This window comes from Lysinibacillus xylanilyticus (assembly GCF_001183605.1).
GTDB lineage: Bacteria > Bacillota > Bacilli > Bacillales_A > Planococcaceae > Lysinibacillus > Lysinibacillus xylanilyticus.
In genome coordinates this window covers 93752-106859 of record NZ_LFXJ01000005.1, presented here as the reverse complement: position 1 = coordinate 106859, position 13108 = coordinate 93752, and the positions used below count along the sequence as shown (strand labels likewise).

Genomic DNA, 13108 nt, shown 5'->3' with positions numbered 1-13108 from the left:
TTGTTGAAAAAACTACTATCTATTTTCGCTTTGTCGTTATTGGTGTTAAGTGCTTGTGGTGAAGATAAACAGGCTGTTGAAAAAAATCAGAATGCAGCGCAAAAAGAAGCTTCACATGAAGAACATGGACATGCTTCTGGAGATATTCAGGAAGAAACTGCATCTGCTGATGTTTTACCTTCGTTTTTAGATAATAAATCAGAAGATATTCGATTAGTGTATCAAATTGCTGGACAGTCTACAGAAATTCTAGAGTGGATGCCATGCTATTGTGGATGTGGTGAATCAGCTGGCCATAAAAGCAATTTAAACTGCTTTATTGAGGAAAAGCGTGAAGATGGCACAATCGTCTGGGATGATCACGGTACTCGTTGTCTTACTTGCCTAGAAATTGCTGTACAGTCTGCAAAAATGCATAAAGATGGTATGAGCCTGAAAGAAATTCGTCAAACAATTGATAACACATATAAAGAAGGATACGCAAAACCAACACCGACTGATATGCCTGCTTAATAACAAAAAAACTCATCGATAAGATGAGTTTTTTCATGTTGTTGAAAAATATGATGTTAATGAAATTAAGCGTCATTTTAAATAAGTAGGGCTTTTCCGCAAAACGAAGGGTTCTTCACCCAGCCTCTACTCCAATCAACAAACACCTCAAAATTCACAAACATCTACTTAACCTTTTTGCAGTCTTTTGTTATTTAACGAGTTGTAGCACCGTTTTAAAATGTGGATGATCTGCACGTTGTAATAACTCGTATAAAATCATCTCCACACTTGTCGGTAAAATTCCAAGCTCCTTCATTTTCTCAAGCCCTATCTCTTTATTGGCTTTTGTACGAGAGGACACTGCATCTGCAACAACTTCAACCTCAAAGCCTTGTTCTTTTAGCTGTCGAGCTGTTTGGTAGACACAAATATGTGTTTCGATACCTGTCACGATAAATTGAGAACGACCACTTGCTTTCAATGCATCTACAAATTCTTGCTCCTGACAAGCACTAAATGCCATTTTAGCAATAGCTTGCCCTTGAAGATGCTGAGAGATATCTAATGCAGTCCCACCTAAACGACTAGGATTTTGTTCAAGCCATAAAATAGGTACCTCCAATGCTTGCATACCTTGTACCAGCTTGGCCACATTTGCAATCATCTCTTCACTTTCATCAACAATTGTCGCTAACTTCCCTTGTACGTCAACGACAACTAAACATGCTTCTTCTATAGTAAACATTTAAAACACCCCTTCTATCCGTTTTCACCATTCATTATACCGAAAGTTACTTGTTTATGTGATAGATTATGTCCATCCAACTTAATCAGTGCTAGAAGAGCAGTCAATGTTAGTTGCTTTTTATGTGTTCCTTTCTCTCTACCTAACTACCCCTTCCCTCTGGATTAATCTATACCTTATAAGAGCTTAGACTACACTCGCAGATAGCGTCTTTCTGGAGTGGAATGCGCAAACGAGCATATATTAGAATGGAGAAATTCCACTTGAACAAACACGAACATTTTATAATTCCACTGATTAAGCAACATGTAAATCACGAAATATTAACTCATATATGTACAACAACGTTTCCATTTGTTCGTATTTAAACTCAAAAAGCATTTATGAATTTTACCTCAATTGTGTACATTTTGTAGCGAGCCTGTCATTATTCTGCTCGAATAGTGAGAATTTTATTTTTTATCTTGAAAATTAAGTTATAATCCAGTAAAGTGCTTTTATCCCGCTTTAACGTTCAGTATATTTCTCAATCTATGATCGTAAAAGCTTGATAGATTCAACAACTAATTATTAGTAGGGACGCATAACCCCTATGATTAAAGTTAACCTTATAAAACCAAACAAGGAGTGTACCACTTTGACACATCGTGCATACAATTTTAACGCAGGCCCATCTGCCCTACCACTAGAAGTATTAGAAAAAGCCCAACAACAATTAGTAAACTTCCGTGACTCAGGTATGTCTATTATGGAAATGAGCCACCGCAGTGCCATTTTCGACGAAGTACATAATGAAGCAATTGCTTTATTGAAAAAGCTTTATGCTATCCCAGAAAACTATGAGGTTCTTTTCCTACAAGGTGGCGCTAGTCTACAATTTACTATGATACCGATGAACTTCCTACAGGCAGATCAAAAAGCAAGCTATGTATTGTCAGGTTCATGGTCTGAAAAAGCATTCAAAGAGGCTAAATTTTTTGGTACGCCTGTAGAAGCTGCTAGTACAAAAGAAAATAAATACCGCAATATCCCAGCTTTAGCAGATATCCAATTCAATGAAGAGGATGCCTATTTGCATATCACTTCAAACAATACGATTTACGGTACTCAATGGAAGGAATTCCCTGAAACAGGAAATGTACCGTTAATTGCGGATATGTCTAGTGATATCCTTTCTAAACCAATTGATGTAAGTAAATTTGGTCTAATTTATGCAGGTGCTCAAAAAAATCTTGGTCCATCTGGTGTAACAGTAGTCATTATTCGCAAAGATTTGCTAGAGAAAGCGAATAAAAATATTCCTACAATGCTAAAATATTCAACACACGCTGACAGCAACTCTTTATACAATACACCTCCAACTTTTGGTATCTATATGTTAGGTGAAGTATTAAAATGGGTAGAATCAAAAGGTGGCGTTGCTGAAATTGCTAAGCATAATGAATTAAAAGCAAAAGTAATTTATGATGCTATTGACAATAGCAACGGATTCTATACAGGTCATGCAACACCTGAAAGCCGTTCTTTAATGAACATCACTTTCCGTGTTGCTGATGAAGAGCTTGAAAAACAATTCCTTGCTGAAGCAAAAGCAGCAGGATTTGTTGGACTTAATGGACACCGTTCTGTAGGAGGCTGCCGTGCTTCTACTTATAATGCTGTACCGTTAGAGACTTGTGAAGCACTACGTGACTTTATGGTAGAATTCCAACAAAAACATCAATAATAAAAATTTGACGAATGATATGTAATCATTCGTCTTTTTTATTATTTGCGGAAAGAAAACAAATACCCATGAAGCAATAAATACCTTCTATTCAGAATGAAAAAAATCTTTTTAAATGCCTAGCGGACATATTACCAATCTCTTTTCATTCAAAAATCATAGATTATTAGAGTAATGCGCAATAATAGTCGGAGAAGACCTTTATACAATAAAATTAAAGCTGCTCGATTACCACATAGTTACTATAAAAGGGGTAGCTCCAAGTTAAATCTCCGTTGGAACTACCCCTTTCTTCAAATATTGTCATTTCAGATCTTACAAAGTTTCATGTTTACACTCTGGACATTTACCATAGATCTCAAATTTATGATTTTCAATTTCATAGTTTGGCAGCTTTTCTCCAAGCATTTCCATAGGGCAGAGATTTAGCTCCTTAACATTACCACAATCCATACAAATAAAATGATGGTGATGATGTTCAGACTCACAATGCATACGGAAATTTCGTTCCCCAGATAACTCAGTTTCATCTAGTATTCCTAGCTTCACAAACGTTGCAAGGTTTCGATAAATCGTATCAAAACTCATACCTGGAAAATCTTTTTTCAAAACATCTAATAAATCTCGAGCAGTTAAATATTTATCTGTCGCTGCAAACATATCTAATATTAACTCCCGCTTATCTGTTTTTTTAAAGCCGTTTTCTTTTAAAATTCCCCACGCTCTTGAAACATTCACTGCGCTACCTCCTCCCGATTTGTAGCTATTTTAAATACTATTTTCTTCACTAGTATTACAAGTAACAAAATTAAGATAGAAGTAACGACAATTGTACCACCGGGTGCTAAATCTAAATAAAAAGCACTGACTAAACCGATTAACACAGCCGTTTCGCCAAAGACAATTGCATAGATGATTGTTTGCTTAAAGCCCTTTGCAAGTCGCATTGCAGCAGCAACTGGTAACGTCATAAGTGACGATACCAGTAAAATACCGACGATGCGCATACTTGCAGCAATAACAAGCGCTGTAACGATCATAAATAAGAGATGAATCCAACGCGCAGGCAGTCCGCTTGCTTTTGCATATTCCTCATCGAAAGATAAAACAAAAAGTTCTTTAAAAAATATAAACAAAAAGATAATGACAACGGCAGCAATTCCTACTACTACCCATAAATCCTGACGAGATACAGCTGACACCGAACCAAATAAATAGCTCATTAAATCCGTGCTAAAGCCACTTGCAAGCGAGATAAATATAGCACTAATACCAATCCCACCTGACATAATAATTGGAATGGCAAGCTCTTCATAGTGCTTATATAAACGTCTAAGACGCTCAATTAAAATCGATCCACTGACAGAGGCCAGTATGCCTAAGTAAATTGGATTTAGCATTGCCAAGGCTGTAACAGATTGACTGATATATAAGCTCCCCGCTATACCTGCCAGCGTTACATGTGACAAGGCATCAGCAATAAGCGAGAGCCTGCGAACGACAATAAAAACACCTAGTAGTGGTGCTAATATGCCAATTAATAGCCCAGAGAAAAAGGCGTTTTGTAAAAATTCATAGTTAAAAATTGCTTCAATCATTTTGCCTTCTCCTTCTAGTGAATCTTTCTCACAGAATGGCCATACCAAGCATCAAGCGCATCATGAGAAATTGTATCAAATTCATTTTTGTAACCGTGGAAGTGTATTGTTTGATTTAAACATGCTACATGACTGATACGGTTCGACACAGTGTCAACATCGTGTGTAACAAGAATCATTGTAATTCCCTGTTCCCGATTCAATTTCGCCAGCATATCATAAAATGACTGCACATTCTCATGATCAATGCCGACAGTTGGTTCATCTAATATTAGTAGCTTTGGTTCACTAACTAATGCTCTTGCAATAAATACACGTTGCTGTTGCCCACCAGATAATTCACCAATATTACGATTCATAAATGCTTCCATTCCAACAGCTTTTAATGCTTCTAACACTTTTTCCCTTGCATCTCGTCCAGGTCTTTTAAATAATCCTAATTTTTTCGATAATCCACTTTTTACTACTTCTTGGACAGTCGCTGGAAAACCCGAATTGAAGGCATTAGATTTCTGTGACACATACCCTATCCATTCTCGATGCTTAAAAGTTGAACTTGGTTCACCAAATAGCTTTATTTCTCCAGACATTGGTTTTAGTAACCCTAAAATAATTTTTAATAATGTAGATTTCCCTGAACCATTCGGACCAAGAAGTGCTAAAAAATCTCCCTCTTCTACACGAAAAGAGATATTTTTTAATACTTGAGTATAGTCATATTGAAATGACACGTTTTCAATGTCAATTAATGATTTTTTCATGTATCTTCTCTTCTTTCTAATTCAAAATCATTACGATTTAACAAGTTGTAAGTATAAATGAAAGTACAGTATTTGTAAAGAAAATAAGATTGCTATTCTACTGTTTTCAATTTCAGTTGTTATAGACATTGATTCTGACACATTAATGTGAAGCTTTTTCATAGTTACCACGACGTTCACAAGAATGATTTTGTTTCAAAAAACTAAACAACTTTAAAAGGAGGATTAGCTTTGAGTATTCAATTTTTACAGCAATTAACACATAGTAGTGATAAGGAAATTGTTGCTATTGCACGTGCTGAAGGATTTGAAATTACTAGTTCTGAAGTAAAAAAACTCCGGCCTTATTTGGAGCAATTCTCATTTTCATGGCTTTTTTTAGGTATTCCAAAAGATATTCTTGTAGAGGTTGAAGCTGTTTTAGGTAGAAAGCGCTCCAGACAATTGATTGCATTGTTTACGAAATAATCATTTTCGCCTTGGTGTAATTGCGCTGTTGCGCAGAAAAAAACATTTGCCGCTGCCGCTTTGCTTTCGCGCAGAAAAAAACATTTGCCGCTGCCGCTTTGCTTTCGCGCAGAAAACATTTGCCGCTGCCGCTTTGCTTTCGCTACAAAAAACAATTGTTGCTGTCGCAACAATTACATTTGAATAAAGAAAAAAGTAGCCCGAAATCAGTCTTATGCTGATTTCGGGCTATTTATTCTATCCTCTTAGAGCATCGATTAACTCTGGTTTAAATTCTCCATTACGAAGCATTTCAATTTCATGTTTATAAGGAGCCGATTTTGATTTGGCATCACTATTTAATGCGACAAATGGTGTTTCTAAGATTTTAGGAATCTCCATTAATTGTGGATGATGGACAATATATTTTAATGCATCAAAGCCAATATGACCAAAGCCGATATTTTCGTGACGGTCTTTTCCTGCACCACGAACATTTTTTGAATCATTGATATGAAGGACTTTGATACGATCAACACCTATCATTTTATCAAACTCATTTAAGACACCATCAAAATCTTCTACAACATTATAACCAGCGTCATGAGTATGACATGTATCAAAGCATACTGAAAGACGTTCATTATGTGTTACACCATCTATAATTTTAGCAAGCTCTTCAAAGGAACGACCACATTCAGTTCCTTTCCCCGCCATTGTCTCTAATGCGATTTGTACAGGGAAATCCTGTGACAACGCTTCGTTTAAACCTTCAATAATCTTGGCAATACCTGCGTCTGCTCCCGCACCTACATGGGCACCTGGATGTAAAACAATTTGTGTTGCTTCCAATGCTGCTGTTCGTTCGATTTCAGTCTGTAAAAAATCTACACCTAGACGGAAAGTTTCGGGTTTTTCTGTGTTCGCAATATTTATAATGTATGGAGCATGGACAACAATATTTGTCATGCCATGCTCTTTCATGTGTAGTAAACCATTCATAATATTAAGATCAGCAATTGCTTTACGACGAGTGTTTTGCGGTGCACCTGTATAAATCATAAAGGTATTTGCCCCATATGATAGGGCCTCTTTACTTGATCCAAGCAGCATCTCTTTTCCACTCATTGAAACATGTGATCCAAGTAGCATTTGAATGCCTCCTTATTTTTTACCGCGAGCTTTTAAACGACGTTCACGTTTTTTAATTTTTTCCATTTCCCATTTCATATTACGCTTATAGCCTGGTTTTACTTTTTTCGGCTTACGCACTAATGCTTTAGCCTTCACATCGATTTCATTTTCTTGCTTCACACGATTTTTACGTGCATGGCGCTCTTTTAGTTCAGACCATTCGCCATCTTTTACATCTTTTTGAACAAATGGAATGCCCATTTTTTCAACACGTACTACTGCATCCTCATCTGATGGCTCAAACAACGTGATAGCCGTTCCTTTATTCCCTGCACGCGCTGTACGTCCCACACGATGAATAAAGAACTCTAAGTCCTCTGGAATTTCGTAGTTAATGACATGTGAAATTCCTTGAATATCGATACCACGTGCTGCAAGGTCTGTTGCAACGATATATTGATAGTCCAATTCTCGAATTTGCTTCATCATCCTCTTACGATCACGTGGACTTAAGTCACCATGAATTTGACCACAGCGAATCCCATTTTCATTTAAGTAGCCAGCAACGTGCTCTGCTGTTTTACGTGTGTTAGTGAAAATTACAGCTAAAAATGGATTAATCCCTTCAATAACTTCCAACAAACGTTTGTTACGAGATTTAGAACGTACTGGGACAAGCACAAAGTCAATTCCTTCTGCGACCGGGCGTTTATCGTTCATATGGATATGAACAGGTGCTTCCATATATTTTTTCAAGAAAGGCTGAAGCTTTTCTGGAATTGTTGCTGAGAATACAAACATTTCAAGGTTTTCTGGCATTTGGGAAGCAAAACCATCGATTTCTTCTATAAAGCCCATATCGAAGGCTAAATCTGCCTCATCGACAACTAACATTTGCGCCGTATGCACAAATAACGCTTGCGCTGAAACGAGATCACGAATACGTCCTGGCGTTCCGACAACAATTTGTGGTTGCGTTTTTAACTTATCAATGGAGCGTTGTTTGTCCGTACCTCCAATAAATAGTTTCGCTTGAATAGTTGTTCCTTCTATTAATTGATTTAATGCATCAAAAATTTGTTGTGCAAGCTCACGTGTAGGTGACGTAATAACAGCTTGTACTTCCTGCTTGTCAGCATTAATGCGTTGCACAATCGGAATTAAAAAACTATGTGTTTTTCCCGTCCCTGTATGCGCTTGTCCGATTGCACTCTTCCCTTTTAGTATTAGCGGAATAATTTCCTTTTGAATCGGCGTTGGTTCTGTAAAGCCAAGTTTTGCAATTGCGTCCTGCAAAAATGGCTGAAAATTATAATCAGTATATTTTGACATAATTCGTTCCTCCTAACATCTTTCCCATTGTATCATGATTCAACTTTTAGGTATATTAACGTCCCATTATCTAAAGCATGAACATAATTTTATATTTTTATCATGGCTGTAGCGAAGCCCTTATCAAAGTTACTCGAAATACTGTGAATATGCAATAAAAAAAAGCATTCAGACCTTTAGACAAATGCTACTCCTAATTGCATAAAGCTGTTTAGTAATGTAATCGTAAGACCTCGACATTCCCATTTTGTGAGGAACGTCGAAATTGACTCGTTTTCTTCTAGGATGAGTTTCCAATATAATTTAGTCGATATTTTCTAAGTATGTAAAAATTAATACTATTTTGATTCAGTTTGCTACTTATTATAATGATGAACTCACTGAGAGTGGCGACTCCTTCGGAATGAGCTTGCGCGAAAAACACTACTCGGAATGAACATCAACCTTTGTTTTTTCGACACACCTTATTTATATTTTGTCGAAAAGAAGAACACGAATTAGTATTTTTTATGGCAATTAATTGTTAACTAATGCCTCGTAGAATTTCCATATGTTACGATTAAAATGTAAGATACTAGAGGAGGTTGACTTATCATGAAAGCAGCAAGATGGTATAAAGCAAAAGACATCCGTGTAGAAAACATTGAAGAACCCGTAATTTCACCTGGAAAAGTAAAAATTAAAGTACATTGGACAGGGATTTGTGGTAGTGATTTACATGAATACGCGGCTGGCCCAATATTCATTCCAGTGGAACAACCTCACTATGTAAGTAAAGATATTGCACCAATTGTTATGGGACATGAGTTTTCTGGTGAAGTAGTAGAAATTGGCGAAGGTGTTACAAAGGTACAAGTTGGAGATCCTGTAGTTGTAGAACCTATTCTTGCATGTGGCGAATGTGCCGCTTGTAAAAAAGGGAAATACAATATTTGTAAGCATTTAGGCTTCCATGGTCTTTCTGGCGGTGGCGGAGGTTTCTCTGAATATACAATGGTAGATGAAAAAATGGTACACAAAATGCCAGAGGGTCTTTCCTACGAACAAGGTGCACTTGTTGAACCAGCGGCAGTAGCATTACATTCAGTTCGTCAAAGTAAACTAAAAGCTGGCGATACAGCGGCTGTCTTTGGAACTGGGCCAATCGGTCTTCTTGTTATCGAGGCATTGCGTGCAGCTGGAGCAGCCGAAATTTATGCGGTAGAGCTTTCGGTAGAACGTGCTGCTAAAGCATTAGAGCTAGGCGCTTCAGCAGTTATTAATCCTAAAGATGAGGATGCAGTAGCTCGTCTACATGAATTAACAAATGGTGGCGTAGATGTTGCATTTGAAGTAACTGGGGTTCCTGTAGTATTACAACAAGCTATTGATTCAACAACATTTGAAGGTGAAACAATTATCGTTTCTATTTGGGAAACTGAAGCTTCTATTCTGCCAAACAATATCGTATTGACAGAGCGTTCTGTAAAAGGGATTATTGCTTATCGCGATATTTTCCCAGCAGTTATGGAATTAATGAAACAAGGCTACTTCCCTGCTGAAAAACTTGTAACGAAACGAATTGCACTTGATGAAGTCATAACAGAAGGCTTCGAGGCACTAATGAAAGAGCGAAACCATATTAAAATCCTTGTAAATTCACAAGCATAATTTATTTATATAAAGACAGGTAGAGAAAATAGCTTCTCTACCTGTTTTTCAATTTGTTGTTCCGCCTCTATTTCTCATCATCATAACGTAGGGTTGATTTCCGTTCCGACTGGGCGCTTTCTCAGGGGCGTCCGATGAGCCGCTGATCCCCTAGGAGTCGCCCAGCCCCCACTCCAATCAACTTATATACAAGGTAAATCTATTAATAAATCTCACCCCACCTTATAGTGACTAACTTATTCCCCCTCCATTTTTTTCATTATATCCAGATTGGCCATTAGGAAGTTCACTTTATTTTCTCCAAAAATCCCTAATGAACGCTTTTCTGTATTTGCTTCTATAATTTTTTCTATCTCATCCTTCGAAAGCCCACTTGCTTGGGTAATTCGTTCGATTTGTATTTCTGCAGCCTTCATACTAATATGTGGATCCAAACCTGAGCCTGAAGCGGTCATTAAATCAGCGGGTATGTCTTGTCGTTTTACCGATGGGTTTGCTAGTAAAAACTTCTCGATATCTGCTTCTATCCGTTTCTTCAATTCTGGATTGGATGGTGCATAGTTAAAAGTTCCAGAGCTAACACCACTATAGTTCACCTGACCATTTTCGTCTGGTATCGTATCCTCTTTTGTATAGACATTATAGTTAACAGAGGAGACACGACCCCAAAAATATTGTGGTGCAGTAAAAGTTTGACCTATTAATTCTGAACCGACAGTTTCACCATCCGCTTCTATTAAACTACCATTTGCTTTATGATGAAATAGCCCTTGAGCTAATGCAGTCACTGCAAATGGGTATATAAAACCACATAAAACGAACATTGTCATTGTAATGAGTAATGCTTGCTTTGAATTCTCAAAAAGTTTTCGCATGTACTTCCTCCTATAACCCAAACGTATGGAATAGTGGTCCAACTAGTAAATCAATCAACTTAATGCCAATAAACGGAGCGATAATCCCGCCTACTCCATAAATAAGTAAATTTTTATTTAATAATTTTGTAGCACTCATCGGCTTATACTTTACACCCTTCATTGCAATAGGTATTAATAGTGGTATAATCACTGCGTTAAAAATTAATGCAGAAATAATCGCACTTGATGGAGAATTGAGATTCATAATGTTTAATGTACTCATCTCTGGTACAGCAACCATTAACATTGCTGGAATAATGGCAAAATACTTTGCTATATCATTTGCAATACTGAAAGTCGTTAACGCACCTCGCGTCATCAGCAACTGCTTTCCTATCTCTACAACTTCAATAATTTTAGTAGGATTTGAATCTAAATCGACCATGTTCGCAGCTTCCTTTGCTGCGTTCGTTCCCGAATTCATGGCAAGACCTACGTTAGCTTGTGCTAATGCAGGAGCGTCATTTGTTCCGTCCCCTGTCATAGCTACTACTTTTCCTAGTGCCTGCTCATCTTTAATAACTTGAATTTTGTCTTCTGGCTTACTTTCTGCAATAAAGCTGTCCACCCCCGCTTCCTTTGCGATGGCTGCTGCGGTTAGTGGATTATCTCCTGTACACATGATCGTTTTAATACCCATTGCTCGGAGCTGCTCAAAGCGATCCTTGAGTCCGGCCTTTACGACATCCTTTAAGTAAATGACACCTAAAATTTTATCGTTTATCGCTACTACTAGCGGTGTCCCGCCAACAGAAGAAACTTGTTGAATCAGTTGTTCCAAATTTGTAGGAATGCTATGACCTGCGTTTATGCTCTCTTTTTTTATCGTATCATAGGCTCCTTTACGAATTTTTGTTCCATCCTTCATATCCAAGCCACTCATACGAGTCTGTGCGGTAAAGGGAATATGTTCACTTGACTTGATAATGTTTTCTTCATCGTCAGTTTTCACTCCTAATTCACAAGCAAGTGACAAAATAGACTTTCCTTCAGGTGTATCATCTGTTAAGGAACTAAGCCATGCAGCTTGCATTAAATCTTTACTTTCCACCCCTTTTACTGGGAGAAATTCAGCTGCCATGCGATTTCCATAAGTGATAGTTCCAGTTTTATCCAAAATTAATGTATCTACATCTCCACACGCCTCTACTGCTCTTCCAGACATCGCAATAACATTAAACTGAGTAACTCTATCCATTCCTGCAATACCAATTGCCGACAATAGTCCACCAATTGTCGTGGGAATTAAACAAACTGTAAGTGCAATTAACGTTGCGATAGAAATTGGTACATTTAAATAAGTTGTCATTGGATAGAGCGTCACAACAACTAATAAGAAAATAATTGTTAAACTTACTAAAAGTGTATTGAGCGCTATCTCATTTGGTGTTTTTTTTCGACTGGCTCCTTCGATGAGCGAGATCATTTTATCTAAAAATGATTCACCAGGCATCGAGGTAATTTCGATCATTAACCAATCACTCGTAACCGTCGTACCACCTGTCACTGATGAAAAATCTCCACCTCGCTCCTTTACAACAGGCGCAGATTCACCTGTTATCGCCGATTCATCTACCGTAGCGATTCCTTCAATGACTTCACCATCATTTGGAATAACCTCTCCTGCCTGAACTAAAACAATATCACCCTTTTTTAATTCATGTGCCTGTTTAAGTATTTCAGAGCCATCACTCAGTAAGACACGAGCCTGTGTAACTGTTTTAGTATTTTTTAACGTTTGAACCTGTGCTTTTCCTCGCCCTTCAGCAATCGACTCAGCAAAGTTTGCAAATAGAATGGTTACAAAAAGAATGACAGCGACAATTGCATTATACAATCGATCATGCTCTCCTACTCCGCTACCAAACATATTCGGAAAGAGGGTTAATAGTAAGACAAACATAAACCCTACTTCTACTACAAACATAACAGGATTTTTCAACATATATACTGGACTAAATTTCTTTAAAGCATCTATAATCGAGCTTTTTAGCATATTGCCCGTAATCAAACCTTTTCTTGCTGTTTCCATAGGTGTCTCTCCTTATTAAAAATCAATTTCGCCTTGGCGTAATTGTAGCTGTCGCTTTGCTTTCACTACAGAAAACATTTGCCGCTGACGCTTCGCTTTCGCGCAGATAAACAATGCGTCCGGATTTTGAATTGTGTCCAGGCCTGCACGAGTGGCCGACACGATGTCGGTCATTTCGGTAATGCCACAGGACGTGGCGTTTTTACCGATGCAGGTCAGTTAGTCGTTTTCGCAGGATGCGAAGGTTTTAGGCTAACATCCTTTATTCATT

Annotated in this window: 14 protein-coding genes; 5 read left to right on the top strand and 9 right to left on the bottom strand. The window is 37.6% G+C overall.

Annotated elements, in window-relative coordinates; all coding sequences use genetic code 11:
- Positions 1 to 3 precede the first annotated feature (3 nt).
- Positions 4 to 513 (top strand): PCYCGC motif-containing (lipo)protein, encoded by a 510-nt coding sequence (locus ACZ11_RS03590; RefSeq protein WP_049663864.1) that lies wholly within the window; start codon positions 4 to 6, stop codon positions 511 to 513.
- 190 nt (positions 514 to 703) lie between these two features.
- Here the strand turns inward: ACZ11_RS03590 and ACZ11_RS03585 are convergent, their stop codons facing one another.
- Entirely contained in the window at positions 704 to 1240 is a 537-nt protein-coding gene (locus tag ACZ11_RS03585) for a hydrolase (RefSeq protein ID WP_049663862.1), read from the bottom strand.
- A 637-nt stretch (positions 1241 to 1877) separates the two neighbouring features.
- Between ACZ11_RS03585 and serC the strand changes: the two genes are divergently transcribed.
- Positions 1878 to 2966: a 3-phosphoserine/phosphohydroxythreonine transaminase gene (serC, locus tag ACZ11_RS03580; protein ID WP_082172655.1), complete on the top strand. Its 1089-nt coding sequence runs from the start codon at positions 1878 to 1880 to the stop codon at positions 2964 to 2966.
- 315 nt (positions 2967 to 3281) lie between these two features.
- On the opposite strand, the gene ACZ11_RS03575 is transcribed toward serC, so the two are convergent.
- From ACZ11_RS03575 to ACZ11_RS03565, 3 genes are read right to left on the bottom strand one after another with little or no spacing between them, the layout of a single operon-like run.
- Positions 3282 to 3704, bottom strand: coding sequence for a Fur family transcriptional regulator (locus ACZ11_RS03575; RefSeq protein ID WP_049663857.1), 423 nt, complete (start codon positions 3702 to 3704; stop codon positions 3282 to 3284).
- Complete coding sequence (locus ACZ11_RS03570) at positions 3701 to 4564, bottom strand: metal ABC transporter permease (RefSeq protein WP_049663854.1); 864 nt, start codon at positions 4562 to 4564, stop codon at positions 3701 to 3703. Before ACZ11_RS03570 ends, ACZ11_RS03575 begins: the two co-directional genes overlap by 4 nt.
- 14 nt (positions 4565 to 4578) lie before the next feature.
- A complete protein-coding gene (locus ACZ11_RS03565; protein ID WP_049663853.1) occupies positions 4579 to 5325 on the bottom strand; it encodes a metal ABC transporter ATP-binding protein in 747 nt (248 codons plus the stop codon).
- A 231-nt stretch (positions 5326 to 5556) separates the two neighbouring features.
- On the opposite strand from ACZ11_RS03565, the gene ACZ11_RS03560 reads away from it, so the two are divergent.
- Together ACZ11_RS03560 and ACZ11_RS25540 are read left to right on the top strand one after the other, a co-directional pair.
- Positions 5557 to 5793: an endonuclease IV gene (locus tag ACZ11_RS03560; protein WP_049663851.1), complete on the top strand. Its 237-nt coding sequence runs from the start codon at positions 5557 to 5559 to the stop codon at positions 5791 to 5793.
- A 28-nt stretch (positions 5794 to 5821) separates the two neighbouring features.
- Positions 5822 to 5980 (top strand): hypothetical protein, encoded by a 159-nt coding sequence (locus tag ACZ11_RS25540; protein ID WP_161804428.1) that lies wholly within the window; start codon positions 5822 to 5824, stop codon positions 5978 to 5980.
- 50 nt (positions 5981 to 6030) lie between these two features.
- On the opposite strand, the gene ACZ11_RS03555 is transcribed toward ACZ11_RS25540, so the two are convergent.
- Together ACZ11_RS03555 and ACZ11_RS03550 are read right to left on the bottom strand one after the other, a co-directional pair.
- On the bottom strand, positions 6031 to 6924 hold the full coding sequence (locus ACZ11_RS03555) for a deoxyribonuclease IV (protein WP_049663850.1): 894 nt from the start codon (positions 6922 to 6924) through the stop codon (positions 6031 to 6033).
- Between the two features lie 12 nt (positions 6925 to 6936).
- A complete protein-coding gene (locus ACZ11_RS03550; protein WP_049663848.1) occupies positions 6937 to 8238 on the bottom strand; it encodes a DEAD/DEAH box helicase in 1302 nt (433 codons plus the stop codon).
- 594 nt (positions 8239 to 8832) lie between these two features.
- Between ACZ11_RS03550 and ACZ11_RS03545 the strand changes: the two genes are divergently transcribed.
- Positions 8833 to 9888, top strand: a complete 1056-nt coding sequence (locus ACZ11_RS03545) for a 2,3-butanediol dehydrogenase (protein ID WP_049663847.1) — start codon at positions 8833 to 8835, stop codon at positions 9886 to 9888.
- Between the two features lie 236 nt (positions 9889 to 10124).
- Here ACZ11_RS03545 and kdpC read toward each other — a convergent pair whose 3' ends face one another.
- The 3 genes from kdpC to ACZ11_RS26145 are packed head-to-tail and all read right to left on the bottom strand — an operon-like array spanning position 10125 to position 13011.
- Complete coding sequence (gene kdpC, locus ACZ11_RS03540; RefSeq protein WP_049663844.1) at positions 10125 to 10763, bottom strand: potassium-transporting ATPase subunit KdpC; 639 nt, start codon at positions 10761 to 10763, stop codon at positions 10125 to 10127.
- Between the two features lie 10 nt (positions 10764 to 10773).
- Positions 10774 to 12837, bottom strand: a complete 2064-nt coding sequence (gene kdpB / locus ACZ11_RS03535; RefSeq protein WP_049663842.1) for a potassium-transporting ATPase subunit KdpB — start codon at positions 12835 to 12837, stop codon at positions 10774 to 10776.
- A gap of 15 nt (positions 12838 to 12852) precedes the next feature.
- On the bottom strand, positions 12853 to 13011 hold the full coding sequence (locus ACZ11_RS26145) for a hypothetical protein (protein WP_161804427.1): 159 nt from the start codon (positions 13009 to 13011) through the stop codon (positions 12853 to 12855).
- Between the last annotated feature and the right edge of the window lie 97 nt (positions 13012 to 13108).